Source organism: Vibrio sp. PID23_8 (genome assembly GCF_003584965.1).
Lineage (GTDB): Bacteria > Pseudomonadota > Gammaproteobacteria > Enterobacterales > Vibrionaceae > Vibrio.
On record NZ_LIXE01000002.1, the window covers coordinates 264923 to 284868 of the forward strand.

18 protein-coding genes are annotated in these 19946 nt (G+C 46.1%); 5 read left to right on the forward strand and 13 right to left on the reverse strand.

All coding sequences use genetic code 11. The annotated features are described in order from the left end of the window. Position 1: 1 nt before the first annotated feature. Positions 2–907: a YeiH family protein gene (locus AK966_RS05085; RefSeq protein WP_182852604.1), complete on the forward strand. Its 906-nt coding sequence runs from the start codon at positions 2–4 to the stop codon at positions 905–907. Here AK966_RS05085 and AK966_RS05090 read toward each other — a convergent pair. The 7 genes from AK966_RS05090 to AK966_RS05120 all read right to left on the reverse strand — a co-directional run bounded on the left by AK966_RS05090 (position 893) and on the right by AK966_RS05120 (position 8424). Next, positions 893–1093 carry a hypothetical protein gene (locus tag AK966_RS05090; protein WP_099080314.1) on the reverse strand — a complete coding sequence of 67 codons (201 nt, stop codon included), beginning with the start codon at positions 1091–1093 and terminating at the stop codon, positions 893–895. The genes AK966_RS05085 and AK966_RS05090 overlap by 15 nt on opposite strands. A gap of 120 nt (positions 1094–1213) precedes the next feature. Beyond that, entirely contained in the window at positions 1214–2635 is a 1422-nt protein-coding gene (gene menE, locus AK966_RS05095; protein ID WP_099080315.1) for an o-succinylbenzoate--CoA ligase, read from the reverse strand. Beyond that, the gene (menC, locus tag AK966_RS05100; protein WP_119463657.1) at positions 2620–3609 is read right to left on the reverse strand and encodes an o-succinylbenzoate synthase; all 990 of its coding nucleotides are present in this window, start codon (positions 3607–3609) and stop codon (positions 2620–2622) included. The genes menE and menC overlap by 16 nt, the downstream gene beginning before the upstream one ends. Before the next feature lie 130 nt (positions 3610–3739). Continuing rightward, complete coding sequence (gene menB, locus AK966_RS05105; protein WP_099080317.1) at positions 3740–4606, reverse strand: 1,4-dihydroxy-2-naphthoyl-CoA synthase; 867 nt, start codon at positions 4604–4606, stop codon at positions 3740–3742. Between the two features lie 26 nt (positions 4607–4632). Continuing rightward, positions 4633–5427, reverse strand: coding sequence for a 2-succinyl-6-hydroxy-2,4-cyclohexadiene-1-carboxylate synthase (gene menH / locus AK966_RS05110; protein ID WP_119463658.1), 795 nt, complete (start codon positions 5425–5427; stop codon positions 4633–4635). Then, positions 5414–7120: a 2-succinyl-5-enolpyruvyl-6-hydroxy-3-cyclohexene-1-carboxylic-acid synthase gene (gene menD / locus AK966_RS05115; protein WP_099080319.1), complete on the reverse strand. Its 1707-nt coding sequence runs from the start codon at positions 7118–7120 to the stop codon at positions 5414–5416. Before menD ends, menH begins: the two co-directional genes overlap by 14 nt. Next, a complete protein-coding gene (locus AK966_RS05120) occupies positions 7117–8424 on the reverse strand; it encodes an isochorismate synthase MenF (protein WP_119463659.1) in 1308 nt (435 codons plus the stop codon). The genes menD and AK966_RS05120 overlap by 4 nt, the downstream gene beginning before the upstream one ends. Positions 8425–8641: 217 nt before the next feature. Between AK966_RS05120 and AK966_RS05125 the strand changes: the two genes are divergently transcribed. The 3 genes from AK966_RS05125 to AK966_RS05135 all read left to right on the forward strand — a co-directional run bounded on the left by AK966_RS05125 (position 8642) and on the right by AK966_RS05135 (position 11894). Continuing rightward, entirely contained in the window at positions 8642–9856 is a 1215-nt protein-coding gene (locus tag AK966_RS05125) for a pyridoxal phosphate-dependent aminotransferase (protein WP_099080321.1), read from the forward strand. A gap of 115 nt (positions 9857–9971) precedes the next feature. Beyond that, positions 9972–10556, forward strand: a complete 585-nt coding sequence (gene yfbR, locus AK966_RS05130; RefSeq protein WP_099080322.1) for a 5'-deoxynucleotidase — start codon at positions 9972–9974, stop codon at positions 10554–10556. A gap of 3 nt (positions 10557–10559) precedes the next feature. Next, entirely contained in the window at positions 10560–11894 is a 1335-nt protein-coding gene (locus AK966_RS05135) for an anti-phage deoxyguanosine triphosphatase (RefSeq protein WP_182852582.1), read from the forward strand. A gap of 7 nt (positions 11895–11901) precedes the next feature. Here the strand turns inward: AK966_RS05135 and AK966_RS05140 are convergent, their stop codons facing one another. Further along, positions 11902–12513: a tRNA-uridine aminocarboxypropyltransferase gene (locus AK966_RS05140; protein WP_099080324.1), complete on the reverse strand. Its 612-nt coding sequence runs from the start codon at positions 12511–12513 to the stop codon at positions 11902–11904. A gap of 3 nt (positions 12514–12516) precedes the next feature. Between AK966_RS05140 and rrtA the strand changes: the two genes are divergently transcribed. Then, entirely contained in the window at positions 12517–13068 is a 552-nt protein-coding gene (rrtA, locus tag AK966_RS05145; RefSeq protein ID WP_099080325.1) for a rhombosortase, read from the forward strand. Between the two features lie 125 nt (positions 13069–13193). Here the strand turns inward: rrtA and AK966_RS05150 are convergent, their stop codons facing one another. From AK966_RS05150 to clpX, 5 genes are all read right to left on the reverse strand, one after another. Further along, positions 13194–13493 carry a ComEA family DNA-binding protein gene (locus AK966_RS05150; RefSeq protein ID WP_099080326.1) on the reverse strand — a complete coding sequence of 100 codons (300 nt, stop codon included), beginning with the start codon at positions 13491–13493 and terminating at the stop codon, positions 13194–13196. Positions 13494–13640: 147 nt separating this feature from the next. After that, positions 13641–15500, reverse strand: a complete 1860-nt coding sequence (ppiD, locus tag AK966_RS05155; RefSeq protein WP_099080327.1) for a peptidylprolyl isomerase — start codon at positions 15498–15500, stop codon at positions 13641–13643. Between the two features lie 198 nt (positions 15501–15698). Continuing rightward, a complete protein-coding gene (locus tag AK966_RS05160; RefSeq protein ID WP_099080328.1) occupies positions 15699–15971 on the reverse strand; it encodes an HU family DNA-binding protein in 273 nt (90 codons plus the stop codon). A gap of 190 nt (positions 15972–16161) precedes the next feature. Further along, positions 16162–18513 carry an endopeptidase La gene (gene lon, locus AK966_RS05165; protein WP_119463661.1) on the reverse strand — a complete coding sequence of 784 codons (2352 nt, stop codon included), beginning with the start codon at positions 18511–18513 and terminating at the stop codon, positions 16162–16164. A gap of 130 nt (positions 18514–18643) precedes the next feature. Beyond that, positions 18644–19924: an ATP-dependent protease ATP-binding subunit ClpX gene (gene clpX, locus AK966_RS05170; RefSeq protein ID WP_099080330.1), complete on the reverse strand. Its 1281-nt coding sequence runs from the start codon at positions 19922–19924 to the stop codon at positions 18644–18646. Positions 19925–19946: the final 22 nt, after the last annotated feature.

Consider the following 19946-nt stretch of genomic DNA (forward strand, 5'->3'; position numbering starts at 1 on the left):
ACTGGCACTGCTGTTTTGCTTCACCCCTTTTGCGTCCTCTCCTATTGCGCTTATGATTGGTTTTCTATTGGCGAGCTTTAGCCTAGTACCGACAGAGCTTCCTATTGCTTCGTTTACCAAGAAGTTGCTTTCTTACTCCATTATTGGCTTGGGCTTTGGTATTCATTTTGAGCAAGCACTGGCCGTCACTTCTGACGGTATTGGTCTGATCATCACAACCATCGTGGGTACGCTAGTAATTGGTATGATGATCGCGAAAGTCATTAAACTCGAACGCACTACCGCTTATTTGATCGCTTCTGGTACTGCGATTTGTGGTGGCAGTGCCATTGCCGCTGTTGCCCCCGCCATCAAAGCGAAGGATGAGCAAATTGGCTTAGCCTTAGCGACTGTGTTTGTCCTTAACTCTTTAGCGCTCTTTATTTTTCCGGTGCTTGGTCATGCTCTTGGTTTGGATCAGCACACATTTGGTACATGGGCAGCGATTGCCATTCATGATACTTCTTCAGTCGTCGGTGCTGCATCGGCTTACGGTGAGGAAGCACTCACAACCGCAACAACATTAAAACTCGCTCGCGCGTTGTGGATCATTCCTGTTGCACTAATCAGCGCGATAATTTTCTCTCGTGGGAATGGCGAAGAAGGTAAGAGTAAGCTAGTAATTCCTTACTTCATCTTTTGGTACTGTGCTGCCATCGCATTCAGCGACTTCTTCCCACAGTTTGAAATGGTATATCAAGGTATCTTTACGATTGCTAAACAGGCGCTTGTGGTATGTTTGTTCTTGATTGGCTGTAGTATCTCAGTATCAAAACTGAAATCGGCAGGGGCAAAGCCGTTAATGTTTGGTGTGACGCTTTGGGTGCTGATTTCAACAATATCACTGGGTTGGCTACTTCTCAGCTAAGCTTCGATTGATTTTCTTTGGCTGAACTGACTCAGCTTTTCGAACGCTTTGGCTTTTGTGTACTAACACTAAAGCCAAAGCGACCAGAAAAGCGGTTAACTCAGCCAATGAACGCATTAAGCCCTCACTGCTGATAGCAACACCGATTTGCAGTAATACCGCCACCGCTAACGCTAATTTGATCATTCTGAAACTTATGCCTTATTCCTTAATCTTTGAGCATGATTATGATTCAGAGTTATAAGGATACGAAATTCCCTTTTCGACTAATTGATAGCAAAATTGACTAGTTAACCTGAATGTAGATCAGTTAAGTATGGAGAATAGCCAGTCTTTAACCGCCTTGCGTGACACTTTAATCCCTCCTCCTAATAAGCTTTGAGGCATTAAGTGGTAAGCTACTGGCCATTTGAATTTTTCCAACTTGGTTTGCAGATGCTGCTCATATTGCGCTTTACTCAGTAAGGATTCTGTTTGAATCACCGCGACTGGGCGATGTCCGAATGCCACATCTTCTATTGGCACCACAATACTCTGCGAAATACTCTCGATTTGGTTTAGTACCGCTTCAATTTCTTCACAGTGAACGTTCTCACCGCCAGAAATAAACTGGTTATCTGCTCGACCAATGATCTTAAGTTCATTGCCTTGCCACACACCTAGGTCTTTACTGTCAAACCAACCATTTTCATCCACCAGCTTGGTCAAACTTCCTTGCTGAAAGTAGCCAGACGCAAGCGTTTGTCCACCAATATAAATTCTTTCGTTCAACAGCTTAATATCGCGATTTGGCAGTAGATGCCCTGCATTGCTCACCCTGTCGATTTGCTTTGCGGTAACCGTAGAGGCCGCTTCTGTCATGCCGTAACCTAGCCAAGTTTCAATGCCTTGCGAAGTTGCGCGTAATGCCAACTCATGCGCGACATGGCTACCACCGAGCAGTACATGAGTCAGAGACAACGTCACTTGTTCATCCAATAACCGCTTGAGCTGTGTTGCAACCAAAGACGCATGAGAGACGCCAACAATGTCTTCAGCTAAGTTCCCTGTCCCAACTTTGAGTGTTGCACCAGCAAACAGCCATCGATACACAATCGCGAGGCCTGATACATGGTAAAGCGGCAGAGAGAGCAACCAAGTATCTTGTTGGTTGAACTGAAATTCACCCAACAAGCCTTGAGCAGAAGCAAGGTGCTGCCTGTGACTATGAGCCACCGCTTTAGGGGATCCTGTTGAGCCAGAGGTAAACACAATTGAGGCTAGCGCATCGTGTTCATAAACTTCTGTTGAAGCGATGGCCTCCGTGTTTGCCACTACCGGAAATGAGAGTAAGGTAACATCCAGTTGTGATAATTGCGGCTCCGAGTACGCACTCTCCATACCATCAGCTAACCAAACAAAGCGCGACTGGTTTGGCTTATACAAGGTGTTTAGCTTACCTTGTAATGCCTCAAGAGGTTGCGGCATGGTTAACGCTGTAATGGAACCCAACTGCTGCGCGGCAAGGTAAAACAATAGTGTCTCGGCTTGATTTTTACCGACGAGAGTGAGCAGATCACCGCTCTTCACCCCTTGTTGTTGCAGGTCGTGAGCATACCGGTCAATGTGAGCGGTTAATTGCTGCCAACTCAGCGATTCATTGTTGGTTTCAAGCGCAATAGAAAAAGGGCTCACTTGAGCCCAATATTTCCATGGTGCAATCGCAGTATCATCTATGCTGAATGCCACACTAACTCCTGCTCTGATAGCGGAATAATTGGAAGTTCACAATTAGGCCAACCTTGCTCTAGCTGCACTTTAAACAGACCAATGGTATCCAAACCAGGGATCTCATTAGGCAACTGCCATTGTGCTAAGCGCGCAAGCTGGTTTAGACCAAGGCTTGATTCAATGCTTGAGCTTATCACCGCTTTGATGCCAAGCGTCTTCGCCTTTTCAATCAGCTTAATACAGAAATCCACCGAACCAATCAGCGTTGGCTTGATGATGATGGTTTTCACACCCGTGAGATCTTCTAGGCTGAAGTCTTCACGGCGAACCGCGTCTTGCAATGTTTCATCCCAAGCAATCGCAATGCCGGTATTGATCGCAAAAGACAAACTGTCACCCGGAGAGCGACATGGCTCTTCCAAGAAAGTGATACGCTGACGCAGTGACGGTGCAATATACTTAGCAAACTGATGCGCTTTCTCTGATGTCCAAGCACGATTTGCATCAAGACGAAGGGTAAGCTGTGGGATCGATTCTAGGAACAAGTTCACTAGCATACCGTCGCGAATCGGCTCATACAAACCCACTTTTACTTTCGCAACTTTCTCACCTTCCATCTCGTTAAGTTTAGGGATGAGGTCGTCTGGATCACCGTTACACAACGGAGCAACTTGGTACTTGCCTTGTGCAGGTAAGCCGCCTTTAAGCTCAAGTTGAGCCATCGATAAACCAAATGCTACCGATGAGTACATATGGTTGTAATCCAAGGGGAAATTTGCCACCCAGCGTTCAACTTGTGCTTGCAGTTGAATGCCCGCATCTTGAGTGTCTTCGAGGCTAAAACCAATCAGAGGGGCCACTTCTCCACGACCCACCTTATCACCTTCTGACAACTCAATAATGTAACCTGTACGTTCCGTCAGCTTGTTATCACGCAGTATAACGCCACTGTCCATTGGTAGGCAGTAGCGGTAAATCTTCGCTTTACGCATAATTCGAATCCTATGTAATGCCGTATATTCTGAGCTCTTTAACGAGAGGACCCGTTAGCCTCCTAGAGGGCGAGACACTCAGGACAAAAAACGAAACCGAGGAGCACAATGGCTCCCTTTCTTATACGGATTATGGGTTACGAGGGAACTTATCGAAGTCTGGGCGACGTTTCTCGTTAAATGCGTTACGACCTTCCTGGCCTTCATCTGTCATGTAGAACATCATGGTTGCGTTACCAGCAAGCTCTTGTAGGCCCGCTTGACCATCACAGTCCGCGTTCAAGGCGGCTTTCAAGCAACGTAGTGCCATAGGGCTGTGTTGGAGAACTTCACGACACCAACGAACGGTTTCTTTCTCTAGATCGTCTAGTGGCACCACTGTGTTGACTAGCCCCATGTCTACTGCTTCTTGCGCATTGTAGAAACGGCATAAGAACCAGATTTCACGTGCTTTCTTCTGACCTACGATGCGAGCCATGTAAGATGCGCCCCAACCACCGTCAAAAGAGCCGACTTTAGGACCTGTTTGACCAAACTGAGCATTGTCAGCAGCAATCGTTAGGTCACACATCATGTGTAGAACATGACCGCCACCAACCGCCCAGCCAGCTACCGATGCGATCACAGGTTTTGGACATGTGCGGATATCACGTTGGAAATCCAATACGTTTAGGTGGTGCGTACCTTGATCGTCTTTGTAGCCGCCGTAGTCGCCACGGATCTTCTGGTCACCGCCAGAACAGAATGCGTCTTCACCTAGACCAGTCAGAATGATTACGCCAACACCTGAGTCATAACGTGCATCAGCTAACGCATCAATCATCTCTTTTACCGTTTGAGGACGGAACGCGTTACGCACTTGAGGGCGTGCAATCGTAATTTTCGCGATACCATCTTCAGACTTGTGGTAATGGATATCCTCGTATTTCTCGCCGCAATCTTTCCATTGAACCGGAGCGTAAAGTTCTTCTTCAGAAATGCCTACTGTTTTAGCCATGGTGATTCCCATTGTTCTCGTTGCTCTCACTTGAAGTGAGAATGAATTATTTGATTAATGTGCATCGCAAATTGATGGGGTTGCTCTTGGTGGACATTATGTCCCGCATCCTCAACTTGTCGATAAGCCAACCCGCTACTTTCAGCCAGTTGACTAAATTTTTTGTCTTTTTTGCCACAGATGTAATACAGCGGAACCGCTTGTTGTTGCAGTGCTGGCAACAAGTAAGATTGCTTTGCCAGTGATGTTGCAAGCAGCATGTCCGCAACCGCAGAACCAAGATTAGCACTTCGTTTTGCAATCAATGTTTGTCTTTGCTCATGGTTTATTGAAGAAAAGACCAACTGTTGGTACCAATCGTTCAAAACACAGGCAAGAGACTCCGTTTTGAAACGCTGTACCCAGCGCAAGTCATTATCTAATCGTGCTTGCTTTTCTGACTCGCTTTGCAGCCCAAAGTTTCCCCCTTCAACAATGGCAGCACGAATATTGAGATCAGGGAAACACTGGTGAGCAAGGCCATGCATAGCAATGCGTCCACCCATTGAGTAAGCAATAAGGATAAGCGGTTGTTGAGAAGGAAATAGTAAAGATAGTGTGGAATTGAGCTGTTTGCAGCAATCACTGAGATCGTGGCAAAAAATAGAGTGGCTAGCACCATGTCCGGGAAGGTCGATGGTCACTCGTTCATACTGAGGCAATACCTTTATGCATTCTTTCCAATCCGTGCCGCTGCCAAGCAAACCATGCAAAAACACCAAAGTTGGCACCGTGCCACTTTGGTGTTTTTCAGTAGCAGGAAAGTGTTCAGAATAAAGCATGCAGATTCTTATTGAAGGCTCTTAAATGCTCGGTCGCTTGGTTTGGTGGTGTTTGTACTTCCACCACCAAAGTCCCCTTACCCGCCGTAAAATGTTCAGTGACCACAGCTTGATACTCAACCAACGTCTCGGGCTTACAGTATTGCAAACCGAATTGCTTCGCAGCATGTTCAAACTCATAGCCGTGCGGCATTTGATAGAATTTTTCTCGATGTGAGACAGGTACTGGCAGCATATCAAAAATCGCCCCCCCATCATTGTTGGTAATCACAATCACGGTCGGCTGCTGAGTATGCGTAAACAAAGCGAGAGAGTTCGTATCATAAAGTGCCGAGGTGTCACCTATGTACATCAAAATAGGATTGTTGCGTGCACGTTGAACACCATTCGCTGTCGCAAACAGACCATCAATGCCAGACGCGCCACGGTTAGTGAATATCTCTGTATTATCCAATTTACCAAACATATCAACCAAACGAACAAACAAGCTGTTGCCCATGAACAGGTCAACACCTTGTGCTCGTTTTGCGACATCAATGGCCAAGGCAATCTCATTAAGCTCACTTTGAGGATCAGAAGCAAACAACACTTTCGACTTTTGGCTTACCAACGCAATATCTTTTGCCAGTTTCTCTGCCCACCCCGTATGATAAGACTCGCAACGGGGCGATTGAGCGATCCATTCGGAAGGCTCTTCAACCCAATGAGATTGCGGAAGATGACTTTGATTATCACGTTCTAAACGCGGTGAAATCAACCAATAGCCAGCTTGTGAGCACGACACCTGTTTTTCCAACCACTGATTTAAGCGTTTAGAGATAATACGGCTACCAAACTGAACAATGAGATCACAGCATTCTATTTGCTCCGCAAACGTCGAATGTTGCAACCATAAGTCATAGTAAGCCCAATCAGAACTCACACCGCTTTGTGGATCAGCCAAAATAGGCCAACCCATCTGCCTAGCAAACTGTTTAGCGGCTTGTGCTTGCTCTAACGGTAAACTGCCGATGATCACCAAGCCTTTCTTATCATCGCATTTAGGACGCTCGCCATTCGTCAGCGAGATAAAGCGGCGACAATACGTGTCCGAACTCTCATGCCAAGATCCCACCATATCGAGATAGCTTTGATAAATGCTCTTCTCACCATTGGAGTATAAAGGCTCAGGAAATGCGCAGTTAATATGAACAGCACTGCCTTTCAAACGCTGGGTGAACATCACTTCATCAACCGACGTCAGTAGCCAGTTGAGTGGTGTTGCAAGCGAAGGACTTGGTAGATTCAAGCTGTCACAAACGTGCTGAGAGAAAATACCAATCTGGTGGATGGCTTGGTTTGCGCCGCAGCCCACCAATTCAACCGGACGGTCAGCCGTGAGCACCACCAGCTTTTCGCCAGTGAGCTTTGCTTCTGCGATGGCAGGCAACAAGTTCGCGGCTGCCGTACCAGAGGTCACAATCACGATCACTGGCTCTTTACTTGCCTTTGCAAGCCCCAGCGCCATAAAGCCCAATCCACGCTCATCGAAATGGGTGTGAATGGTAAAGTGTGGGTTCTCTGCAGCTTCTAACGTTAACGGTGTTGAACGTGAGCCTGGTGCAATACAAACATGCTTTACCCCAAATCGACTCAGTTCTAATAAGATGGCTTCAGACCAGATACGATTTAACACAGCTTGATCTGTGCTCATAACGCCACTCCAAGCGGGGGATGATCAGAAATCAGGGATAACAGAGTAGACATCTTTTTATCAAGTTCGACCCACTCGTGCTCTGCAACAGAGCCCGGGACGATGCCTGCCCCAGCAAACAACTGGACTTGATCACCTAAAACCAACGCACTTCTGATTGCGACACAGAACTCAGCTCGCTCATGACTAATGTAACCCATCGAACCCGCGTACCAACCGCGTGCAAACGGCTCATTATCCAAAATAAACTGCATCGATTCCTTACGCGGCAAACCAGCTACGGCTGCCGTTGGCTGCAAGGCAGAAAGTAGCTGAACACCATTGATCCCCGACTGGAGGTGCGCGTGAATATGGCGTTTAAGATGCTGTACTTTTCTCAGACGAACTAAACTCGCCTCTTGGTCGACTTCCACGCTTTCTGAATAAGGCAGCAAACGCTCAATGATGTCATCCACGACATATTGGTTCTCGTTGAGATTTTTTGTGTCAGTAGACAGCCAATTCGCCAGCTCCATGTCTTGCGTTGCATTATCGCCACGACCAATCGTACCCGCTAACGCTTCGGTATGCAGCTCATGCCCCACACGCAAATACAAACGCTCAGGTGTTGAGCCCATAAAACTGTGCTTACTGTCCAAGCTAAACAAGAAGTGGAAGCTGTGATGATTACTCAAATAACTGGCTTTCAATAGCTGCGCTGCACTGAGAGGCGAATCTAAATAGATGGATGACTTACGTGCTAATACCACTTTCTTGAAGTCATCACTTGCGATCCCAGACAGCACTTTATTCACCAACTCATGCCACTGTGGCTCGGATGGCGTATGCTCAATCGATCGAATATGTGAAGAAACTGGCGACAATGCGGGTACATCACACACTAATTTGTGTAAACCGGCTAACGTGCTTGCTTTATCTTGTGAGATATTCACCGCGAGCGACCACGTCTGATCGAAACGAATTAACTCAATTTGTGGAAGGAAGAAGAAAGATGGCATACAGCGACGATTTTTCTCGTGCTGACCATCAAATGAGCGTCCACCCCATACACGCTGGCCTTCACCCAGTATCGTATAGGCAGGGCCTGGTTCGACAAAAGTATGGAGCTGTCCAAGGGCAACAACTTCTTCACGAGTATCACGGGACTGCCAGTAAAACTTGGGAAAAAGTGGTTGGGCTTCAAGCCAATCAATAAAAGCGAAATGAGGCTTCGCATTGAGGGGCTCGACTAAACGTGTTTGATTGCCTTCCGTTTGCTGAACTCTCTCGATAATTCTCTTTACGGCTTGGTGGAACTGTGACAAATCAACCTCGAAGTACGTGAGGATAAGGGATAACTGACGGGTACTCTAAGTTTAGACCCAAAGCAAATCAAGGTCATATGCTAACTTTTGCAAAATCCTGTGACAAACGCCGTACAAAAGTTAGCCAGCAAACAGATAATTTACAGATTTTTATTCTAATAAAAAACAAATTATTGTACTTTAATAAAGAAATTAACGATTTTTTAGGAATCACACAATGCAAAATATCGGGATGTCGTCAAAACTCGACAATGTCTGCTACGACATTAGGGGACCTGTACTCAAACATGCTAAACGCATGGAGGAGGAAGGGCATAAAATCCTAAAACTAAACATTGGTAACCCTGCCCCATTTGGCTTTGACGCTCCTGATGAGATTCTAGTAGATGTCATCCGCAATCTACCAACATCTCAAGGTTACTGTGATTCCAAAGGTATTTACTCCGCGCGTAAAGCGGTTGTGCAGCACTATCAACGTAAAGGCATCCGCTCTCTCGATGTAGAAGACGTATACATCGGTAATGGTGTATCCGAACTGATCGTGATGGCAATGCAAGCGCTGCTAAACAACGGCGATGAAATGCTGATCCCATCACCAGACTACCCATTGTGGACCGCATCCGTTGCGTTGTCGGGTGGCAAACCAGTGCATTACATGTGCGACGAAAGTGCAGATTGGTACCCTGACCTAGATGACATCAAAAAGAAGATCACGCCAAAAACGCGTGGTATCGTGCTGATCAACCCGAACAACCCGACAGGTGCGGTATACAGCCGTGATTTCCTACTTGAAGTGATCGAAATCGCTCGCCAGCACAAACTGATCATTTTTGCAGACGAAATCTACGACAAAGTGCTTTACGACGGCGCGACACATACTTCTGTAGCCACGCTAACAGATGACGTATTGGTGATGACTTTCAACGGTCTATCTAAAGCGTACCGCGTTTGTGGTTTTCGTGGTGGTTGGATGTTCCTAACAGGCCCTAAACACCTAGCTCAAGGTTACATCAACGGTCTTGAATTGCTTTCGTCCATGCGTTTGTGTGCCAACGTGCCAATGCAGCACGCGATCCAAACGGCACTGGGCGGTTACCAGAGCATTAATGAGTTGATCCTGCCAGGTGGCCGCCTCCTTGAACAACGCAACCGTGCTTGGGAGCTGATTAACCAAGTGCCTGGTGTATCCTGCGTTAAACCAAAAGGGGCAATGTACCTATTCCCAAAAATTGACACTAAGATGTACAACATCAAAAATGATCAGCAAATGGTGTTGGATTTCTTGAAGCAAGAAAAAGTACTGCTAGTACAAGGTTCTGGCTTCAACTGGCCGAAGCCTGACCACTTCCGTATCGTGACACTACCGCACATAGAGGATCTCGAAACCGCGATTGGACGCTTTGAACGATTCCTATCGACTTACAGCCAGTAGTAATTACCGCTGAACTCTCATATGCTTAGAGGAGCTCCACGTGAGCTCCTTTTTCGTATCAGGTATCAATACCACTAACGCAATAGTTAGTGAAGTTGGTATACAGGAGAGAGCAATGAAAGAAAGCCATTTTTTCGCCCATTTAGCACGGATGAAGCTAATCCAACGCTGGCCTTTGATGCGATCGGTCTCACCAGAGAACGTCTCTGAGCACAGCTTACAAGTTGCTTTTGTCGCTCATGCCCTAGCCCTAATAAAAAACAAAAAATTCGACGGTAACCTCAACCCTGAACGCATTGCCATTCTCGCGATGTACCACGACTCAAGTGAAGTGCTTACGGGTGATTTGCCAACGCCCGTAAAATACTACAACCCAGAAATCGCAAAAGAATATAAAAAGATAGAAGCAGCTGCCGAGCAAAAACTACTGTCCATGCTACCTGAAGAATTCCACGACGATTTCGCACCTTACTTACTTTCTCATTCAGCACATGAAGACGATGCACAAATCGTTAAACAAGCCGACTCAATCTGTGCCTACCTAAAATGTCTGGAAGAGCTTAGTGCTGGCAACCACGAATTTGCCCTCGCGAAAAAACGCCTAGACATCACATTGCAAGAACGAAAAACACCAGAAATGGAATACTTCCTACATACTTTTGCCCCAAGTTTTGAATTATCGCTGGATGAAATCAGCTAGTTGATGGAGAGAGCCGTGTCGTTTGAACTACCTACTCAATGGCAAGAGCGCCATGATGATGAACACAAGATCCGCCGCGATGATCACCGCAGCCCTTACCAGCGAGACCGTGCTCGCATTCTTCATTCTGCTGCGTTTCGGCGTCTACAAGCTAAGACTCAAGTCCATGGCAACAGCTTGGAAGATTTTCACCGCACCCGCCTGACTCACTCTTTAGAGGCGGCTCAGCTTGGAACGGGGATCGTTGCCCAGCTAAAGAAGAAACAACCGGAATTTCGCGATTTACTACCCTCAGATAGCTTGATTGATTCACTCTGTTTGGCACACGATATCGGTCACCCGCCCTATGGCCATGGCGGTGAAGTCGCATTAAATTACATGATGCGTGAGCACGGTGGCTTTGAAGGCAATGCGCAAACCTTTCGCATTGTCACCAAATTAGAGCCGTATACCGAGCACTTCGGCATGAACTTGTCTCGCCGTACCTTACTTGGTCTCATCAAATACCCGGCTCTCATCAGTCAAAGCCGATCCGTCTATTTACCAGATCCTGTTGAGCATCAGCGTAAACTTAAAGCTCAAGAATGGAGCCCCGCCAAAGGAATTTACGATTGCGATAAAGATTTGTTTGACTGGGTAGTCGCACCGCTGACGGATAACGACAAAACACTACTTAGCCAAATGCGACACTCGCCAGAATCCGATTTCGAACACAGAAAAACGCGCTTCAAATCGCTGGATTGCTCCATTATGGAGCTGGCAGATGATATTGCTTATGGCGTGCACGATTTGGAAGATGCGATTGTGCTTGGCATGGTGACTCGCCAAGAATGGCAAGAAGGCGCGGCAAGTCAGCTTGCCGATTGCGGTGACCCGTGGTTTGAACAGCACATTGGTTTCATTGGAGAAATGCTGTTTAGCGGTAAACACCATCAACGTAAAGATGCCATTGGTGGCATGGTGAATGCGCTACTCACCAGTATTTCTATCAAGGTCGTCGATGAGCCTTTCAATAACCCATTATTGGCCTGGAATGCGTGTCTCGATCCACACATGGCAAAGACACTCGATGTGCTAAAAAACTTCGTCAGCCAGTACGTTATCCAAGTTCCACAAGTACAGATCGTTGAGTACAAGGGTCAACAGATTATCATGGACTTGTTTGAAGCATTAAGCGCGGCTCCAGAACGTTTACTACCAAGGCACACCCAAGAAGTTTGGCGTAACGCAAGTGATGAAAGAGCACAAATGCGAGTAATTGCCGATTACATTTCCTCCATGACAGACGGCCACGCCCAAAAACTGCATCGCCAATTGTTTTCTTCCATCGTTCTTTAGCGCGGGGCTAATCTTTCAAATAGTTCTTCTCAAATACGCCTGGAGGCATCTGGGCGATTTGAAATTCAATCATTTTCTCGAACACATTCAGCAAAGGCGTAAAGTCTTTTTCTGGCTCAAGTAGGCTGAGCGCATGGTAGCCAGCCTCAACCGTTGATAAGCTGTTTTCTGAGGGCGCTTTACGAATGGTGTAATGGCCTTGCAAGTTTTCCGGGAGTTTCACGGTTGGCAAGCCATGTAGATTGGTAGACAGTTGCCACATTTTATACGCTTTCTTCCAAGTCCCATCCAATAATATCAAGCGCACTTTCTTATCATCATGTTGTTCACAACCGAAAGCTGACAAACACAACGAGTGCTCTGACGGGTACAAAATCACGTGACAATACGCCTCATCCGCAAGCAGTTCGTTTAATGTTGAGTTCTCAGAAAAGTCTTCCCCGATCAAACAAGTACAGTAATTTAAACTCAATTTGAGAATCCGTGCCGTACCAAGAGGACGGTGCACTTCACTGATGTGCTGAAGAATGATAAGTTCAGCCTCACTTGCTAACGGTACTATCCATTGGCAAATACAAGCTTTACGCGACTTTCCACACTGAGAACAATAACGAGACATTGAGTGAACCTTTATACATTGCTGACGATCATCAGCATTATCTGCTTAGTACTGCAATTCGAACCAATGGCCAGCCTTGCCGAATGGCACGCCTACAATATTCGCCATGGAGAATGGTGGCGAATCGTAACAGGAAATCTAACGCATACCAACTTTGCTCATCTTGGCATGAACTTAGCGGGTTTGTGGGTCATCAGTTTTATCTTTCGGCCGAGCGTTCGTAACTTCTCCATCGTATTTCTTATTCTGTGTACCTTCATTGGTGCGATGAACTTATTCACCAATATGTCGATTTATGTCGGTCTGTCTGGTGTGTTACATGGACTATTTGGCTTTTGGGCGCTGAGAGAAGTATTCGAGGGTAGAAGAAGCAGCTTGCTACTAGTGGCCGGGCTTGTCGCTAAAATCGCTTGGGAGCAATTCTACGGGCCATCGCCCAGTACCGCGGCTATGATTGGCGCACGCGTTGCGGTTGATGCTCACCTGCTTGGTGCAATTGGCGGCTTAGGGATGGCAGGGGTAGAAAAATTAATGCATCGCCGTCTCTTTGGCTAAGCCTCTTTGGGTAAAATACTTTAGCGTTAAAACAATGAATAAAATCCCGAACCAGTAAAAAGTGCTGGTTCGGGAAAGTAAGGTTCGGACACAACAAACTTAGCTTCTCAATGGTAGAACATTGATTACAACAAAATACGTGCTTCGTTCTTCTTCACCGTCGCCTCTCCGATGCCTTTCACTTTGCTCAGATCCGCTGCAGTTTTAAATGGACCGTGCTCATTGCGATATTCAACAATATCTTTGGCTTTCTTCTCACCAATCCCCTTCAGTAAAGTGGCGATTTCTTCCGCTGAAGCCGTGTTCACATTGACGGTGATTTCAATACCTTCGTATTTTTCTGCTTTACCGTTCGCGACTTTACTATCTGCCGCCCAGCCCATTGGGGCCAACAACATTAGGCACAAAGTTAACATCCATTTCATTATTCCATTTTCTCCTGAGTTATTGTGATTAAAAATTACCACTACTCTAGAAAATACGCCGATGACATTGAAGGCACGACCGAGAAAAATAAAACGGGCCGCTAATGCGACCCGTTTTTGTTAACATACAAATTACATGTATTGTGCTTAGTTGCTCACAACAAAGTATTCGATTTCCGTATTTTCACGTAATACTGCAAGAACAGAAGTCAGATCTTGCTGTGATGATACTCGTTGCATTTGCATTGCGACTTGCTCTTCTAGAGAGCTATCTAGCGCTGCATGCACACCATCTAGCTCGATAACTACGATGTCGCCTTCAAGGTCTTTAGACTGAGCATACACTGGCTTGCCGTCCACTGGTTTTGCCATTGCAAATACCGTTGTCGCAAGCGGTGAACGGCGGTCAATGGATTCTTGCTCACCAAACTCTAGATTGTTTTCCGCAAGAACGGCTGTGTTACCTTCTTTAAGGGCTGCAACAACCTTAGTCGCCAGTTCCATCGCACCCTGCTCGCCCTTAACGCGAGATAGCTCAGCAACCGCTTGGTCTTTCACTTCAGCAAGAGGAAGTACTGTCTCGTTGCGAGCGCCTTCAACACGAACCACGATAATGTGCTCTGGTGCTACCTCGATAGCTTCAGAGTTCAAACCGTCTTCTTTCACTTCTGGGCTCAAGATTGCTTGCATTACCGCTTGGTTCTTAAGAACTTCAGGAGCATCAACTTGAGAGATGAAGTCGGTTGTCTTCACTTTCTGACCAACGGCTTTAGAAGCATCGTCTAGAGAATCAGGGTATTCAAACGCCACTTTCTCAAGCTCGTTTTGTAGCTCGTAGAATTGATCGACCGCTTTCTGGTCAACCATTTCTTGTTTGATTTCTGCTGCGACTTCAGAGAAAGGCTTCGCAACGGAATCTTTTAGCTCTTCAAGCTTGATGATGTGGTAACCGAAATCAGACTTAACTAGACCTGACATATCGCCTGGGTTCTTAAGTGCGAAGGCGGCATTTTCAAATGCAGGGTCCATCACATCACGCTCAATCCAACCTAGGTCACCGCCGTTTTCAGCGCTACCGAAGTCGTCCGATTTTTCTTGAGCAACAGCGGCAAAGTCTGCACCAGCGTTTAGCTCATCAAGAATCGCTTGTGCTTTCGCTTCGTCATCACCTTCCACTAGGATGTGTGCTACGCGGCGTTGCTCTTCAGAAGAGTACTTATTTTGATGCTCATCGTAGTATTTCTTAACTTCTTCGTCAGAAACTTGGATTTGCTTTTTCAACTCTTGAGCAGAAAGTTCGATATAAGCAACTTTAACCTGCTCTGGACGAGTAAAGTTATCTGGGTTTGCTTTGTAGTACGCTTGAATTTCTTCATCAGTTAGATTGACATGTTTTGCAAACTCAGCCAAATCGATCGTTACGGTACGAATATCACGAGTTTGAGTAAACAGCTTACCTTCTGCCTGAACTTCGCCAGGTAGTGTGAATTCACTGGTTTGCAATGCGTTCAATAATTGCTCACGAACCAATTCACGACGCATGTACTCTGCAAAAGAGTCTGGAGAGAAACCAGCACGACGCAGAGACGCTTGGTAGATCTCTTGATCGAACTTGCCGTTAGATTGGAACTGAGGCATTTCTAGAATCATGCTACGAACTTGCGCATCACTAATACGTAGACCAAGCGCTTCTGCTTGTTGGTCAAGCAATACGTCATTAATCATGCGATCGAGAACGGATTTTCGGAAAGATTCAACGTATGCAGGGTCTGCCAGCATTTGAGAGAAGTAATCACCCAATTGAGATTGCATGCGATTACGCTCATTTTGGTAGGCCATCTCGAACTCACCACGAGCAATTTCGGTATTCCCTACTTTAGCGGCGACGTTGTTACTACCGCCAACGATGTAGCTACCTACACCTGCAAAGACGAAAGAAAGGATGATAAGTCCAAGGATAATTTTGACCGCGATGCTATTCACGCCTTCGCGTAGTCGATCCATCATAATTTAACTGCTCTCCACAATTGAAGCCAACTGCTTCTACTAGAAAATGTAATGACGCGATAATATCAGAAAAAGAAATGCGCATCAGTAGGATGCGCATATTTTAAAAAAGTTCGGCGACGAGTTTGTAAATTTTTGTTCCAAACGGACTGTTTGAGCAAAAGTCATGCAAATGCCGACGCTTCTATCCGCTTAGGATTAGTTACAAGCGTCTTTTAGAGCTTTACCTGCTTTGAAAGCAGGAACTTTAGCTTCTGCGATTTGGATTTCTTCACCCGTTTTTGGGTTGCGGCCAGTACGTGCTGCACGAGTGCGAAGGCTGAATGTACCGAAGCCAACTAGAGCAACTTGGTCACCAGATTGAAGCGTACCACTTACTGCTTCGATGAATGCGTCTAGAGCACGGCCAGCTGATGCTTTAGAGATGTCTGCGTTTTCTGCAATTTGTTCTACTAATTGAGTTTTATTCACTGTGATTTCCCCTTAACGTCATCTGTGATTATTTTTGTGATGACTTTCGTTCCATAATAAAGAAAAAGTTGTCACCCCTTGTATTTCAAGGGCTGGCAGCTATCGAGCCTAAGTTAGCTTCCAAAAAAAACGCTGACAAGCCTTTTCGGGCCTATCAGCGTAAACTTTTACTTATTTTTGCTGCATATCACTATTTTTTCGCGTCAAACTCAACGCCAGTCGGGTCTCGCTCTAGTGCAACTTTCAGAACTTCGTCAATCCACTGTACCGGGATAACCTTCAGATCTGCGATAACATTTTCTGGAATCTCTTCCAAATCACGCTCGTTGTCTTTCGGAATCAACACAGTTTTGATGCCACCACGATGTGCCGCAAGTAACTTCTCTTTCAGGCCACCAATCGGTAAAACTTCACCACGTAGCGTGATTTCCCCTGTCATACCCACTTCGGCTTTAACCGGATTCCCCGTCAAGCTAGAAACCAGTGCAGTACACATTGCAATACCGGCACTTGGGCCATCTTTTGGTGTTGCGCCCTCAGGAACGTGTACGTGAATATCACGCTTCTCGTAGAAGTCTGAGTTAATGCCCAGTTTTTCGGCACGTGAACGTACAACCGTCATTGCCGCTTGGATCGACTCTTTCATGACATCGCCAAGTGAACCTGTTTGCGTCAACTTACCTTTACCTGGCATCGATTCGGTTTCAATCGTCAGTAGATCACCGCCAACTTGTGTCCAAGCTAGACCCGTAACTTGACCGATACGATTGCTGTCGTCTGCTTTACCGAAATCATGACGTTGTACGCCTAAGTATTCTTTTAGGTTGTCCATCGTTACGGTTACTGACTTCAAGCTGCTATCAAGCAGGATATTCTTCACTGCTTTACGGCAGATCTTGGAAATCTCACGCTCTAGATTACGTACACCCGCTTCACGCGTGTAGTAACGAATAATGCCGATGATTGCAGAATCTTCGATAATAATTTCTTTTGCCTTCAGACCATTACGCTGAACTTGCTTATCAACAAGGTGGCGTTTCGCGATATTTAGCTTCTCGTCTTCTGTGTAACCAGATAGGCGAATCACTTCCATACGGTCTAGTAGTGGACCAGGAATATCCATCGAGTTCGACGTTGCAACAAACATCACGTCAGACAGATCGTAATCCACTTCTAGATAGTGATCGTTGAACGCATTGTTTTGCTCTGGGTCTAGGACTTCAAGCAGTGCAGAAGACGGATCGCCACGCATATCTGACGACATCTTGTCGATTTCATCTAAAAGGAAAAGTGGGTTTTTCACGCCAACTTTCGACATTTTCTGAATGAGCTTACCTGGCAACGAACCGATATAAGTACGACGGTGACCACGAATTTCCGCTTCATCACGCACGCCACCTAGAGCCATGCGAGTATATTTACGACCTGTCGCAGCCGCAATAGAGCGACCTAGTGATGTTTTACCCACACCTGGAGGACCAACAAGGCAAAGGATCGGACCTTTTAGCTTGTTAATACGGTTTTGTACCGCCAAGTATTCGAGGATACGTTCTTTCACGCGTTCTAGACCGTAATGGTCTTCGTTTAGAATCTCTTCTGCTTTCGCTAAGTTCTTCTTCACTTTAGAACGCTTATTCCAAGGCACGCTCACCATCCAGTCGATGTAGCTACGCACCACTGTCGCTTCGGCAGACATTGGAGACATCATCTTAAGCTTTTGCAACTCTTGTTCAGTCTTCTCACGTGCTTCCTGAGGCATTTTTGATTCTTCAATCTTCTGCTTCAGAGTTTCGAACTCATCCGGCGCATCTTCCATCTCACCCAGTTCTTTCTGAATGGCTTTCATTTGCTCATTCAGGTAGTACTCGCGCTGAGATTTTTCCATCTGCTTTTTCACGCGGCCACGGATGCGTTTCTCCACTTGCAGTAGGTCAATCTCTGATTCCATCTGCCCCATCAAGAACTCAAGACGCTCAGAGATATCTGTCGTTTCAAGCACTTGCTGCTTATCAACCAATTTTAGAGGCATATGCGCTGCAATGGTATCAGCCAGGCGTGCCGCTTCGTCGATGCCGTTTAACGAAGTCAGTACTTCAGGTGGGATCTTTTTATTGAGTTTGATAAAGCCTTCAAACTGATTGATCGCACTGCGTACAACCACTTCTTGCTCTCGTTCATCCAGCTCAGGCGTAACGATAAATTCCGCCTCAGCCAAGAAAAACTCGCTCTCTTTGAAATGATTAATCTTCGCACGCTGCTGACCTTCGACCAGTACTTTTACTGTGCCATCTGGTAGCTTCAGCAGTTGGAGAATGGTTGCCACTGTACCTACTTCAAATAGGTCATCAACCGTCGGTTCGTCAGTATCCGCTTGCTTTTGTGCCACAAGCAGAACTTGTTTGTTGGTTTCCATTGCCGTTTCTAAACAGCTAATCGATTTCTCGCGACCAACAAACAATGGAATAACCATGTGCGGGTAGACCACTACGTCACGTAGAGGTAGTACCGGGATCTCGATACGCTCGGAACGTTCCAAGTTCATATAATTCTCTCTTCCGCTTTCACGTTTAACGTATTACTTAAGGCAGTATATGGGGGCTAATTGCTTGGATTCAATAACAGAAATAAAAAAAGGAGGTAATTACTTACCTCCTTTTTATTCATCGCTGTTTTTATTCTGCGCCAGCGGCCTGGCTGTCGGCATTACTGTAAATAAGCAATGGTTCTGACTCTCCGTTAATCACGGATTCATCAATCACAACTTTACTCACATCTGTCGCAGATGGCAGTTCGTACATGGTTTCCAGTAGTACACTTTCAAGAATTGAACGTAAACCACGAGCACCGGTTTTACGCTCCATTGCTTTCTTAGCAATAGCACGCAGTGCGTCTTCACGGAATTCAAGCTCGGCATTTTCTAGCTCAAACAATGCTGCATATTGCTTGGTCAGTGCATTCTTCGGTTCACATAGGATCTGAATTAGCGCTTCTTCATCAAGCTCAGTCAACGTTGTTGTTACTGGTAAACGACCAATGAATTCAGGAATCAAACCATACTTCACTAGATCTTCTGGCTCAACTTGCATGAACAACTCACCGACGGTTTTGGTTTCGTTTTTAGAACGCACTTCTGCGCCAAAACCGATACCTGCACCTGTCGCTACACGCTGTTCAATCACTTTATCTAGGCCAGCAAATGCACCGCCACAGATGAACAGGATCTTAGACGTGTCCACTTGTAGGAATTCTTGCTGCGGATGCTTACGACCACCTTGTGGTGGAACCGATGCAACCGTACCTTCGATAAGTTTCAGTAGTGCCTGCTGAACACCTTCACCAGATACGTCACGCGTAATTGATGGGTTTTCAGCTTTACGAGAAATCTTGTCAATTTCATCAATGTACACAATGCCGCGTTCAGCCTTCGCTACATCGTAATCACATTTTTGCAGAAGCTTCTGGATGATGTTTTCCACATCTTCGCCCACATAACCCGCTTCGGTTAATGTGGTTGCATCAGCCATAGTAAATGGCACATCCAAGAAACGAGCTAGCGTCTCAGCAAGAAGCGTTTTACCACTACCCGTTGGACCAATTAGAAGGATGTTACTCTTACCAAGCTCCACACCTTCGCTCGTTGTATCACCATTGCGTAAACGCTTGTAGTGGTTATATACCGCAACTGCGAGCACTTTTTTCGCGTAATCTTGTCCGATCACATAGTCATCAAGGTGTTCACGGATCTGTTTTGGCGTTGGTAACGCTTCAGATTCTTTCTTAGGGAGAACATCCTTGATTTCTTCGCGAATAATATCGTTACATAAGTCGACACACTCGTCACAAATGTAAACTGACGGACCTGCGATTAGCTTGCGAACTTCGTGCTGACTTTTGCCACAGAAAGAGCAATACAGCAATTTGCCGCTGCCACTTTCTTTGCTTTTATCTGTCATTCGCTAACCTCTTAGCCTTTAC

What these genes read in the sequence shown, in the direction of transcription:
- AK966_RS05090 (WP_099080314.1), bottom strand. Translation starts at nt 1,093, where the DNA reads ATGATCAAATTAGCGTTAGCGGTGGCGGTATTACTGCAAATCGGTGTT.
- menH (WP_119463658.1), bottom strand. Translation starts at nt 5,427, where the DNA reads ATGCTTTATTCTGAACACTTTCCTGCTACTGAAAAACACCAAAGTGGC.
- clpX (WP_099080330.1), bottom strand. Translation starts at nt 19,924, where the DNA reads ATGACAGATAAAAGCAAAGAAAGTGGCAGCGGCAAATTGCTGTATTGC.
- AK966_RS05150 (WP_099080326.1), bottom strand. Translation starts at nt 13,493, where the DNA reads ATGAAATGGATGTTAACTTTGTGCCTAATGTTGTTGGCCCCAATGGGC.
- AK966_RS05125 (WP_099080321.1), top strand. Translation starts at nt 8,642, where the DNA reads ATGCAAAATATCGGGATGTCGTCAAAACTCGACAATGTCTGCTACGAC.
- AK966_RS05135 (WP_182852582.1), top strand. Translation starts at nt 10,560, where the DNA reads ATGGAGAGAGCCGTGTCGTTTGAACTACCTACTCAATGGCAAGAGCGC.
- menB (WP_099080317.1), bottom strand. Translation starts at nt 4,606, where the DNA reads ATGGCTAAAACAGTAGGCATTTCTGAAGAAGAACTTTACGCTCCGGTT.
- menD (WP_099080319.1), bottom strand. Translation starts at nt 7,120, where the DNA reads ATGAGCACAGATCAAGCTGTGTTAAATCGTATCTGGTCTGAAGCCATC.
- ppiD (WP_099080327.1), bottom strand. Translation starts at nt 15,500, where the DNA reads ATGATGGATCGACTACGCGAAGGCGTGAATAGCATCGCGGTCAAAATT.
- AK966_RS05140 (WP_099080324.1), bottom strand. Translation starts at nt 12,513, where the DNA reads ATGTCTCGTTATTGTTCTCAGTGTGGAAAGTCGCGTAAAGCTTGTATT.
- lon (WP_119463661.1), bottom strand. Translation starts at nt 18,513, where the DNA reads ATGAACTTGGAACGTTCCGAGCGTATCGAGATCCCGGTACTACCTCTA.
- yfbR (WP_099080322.1), top strand. Translation starts at nt 9,972, where the DNA reads ATGAAAGAAAGCCATTTTTTCGCCCATTTAGCACGGATGAAGCTAATC.
- menC (WP_119463657.1), bottom strand. Translation starts at nt 3,609, where the DNA reads ATGCGTAAAGCGAAGATTTACCGCTACTGCCTACCAATGGACAGTGGC.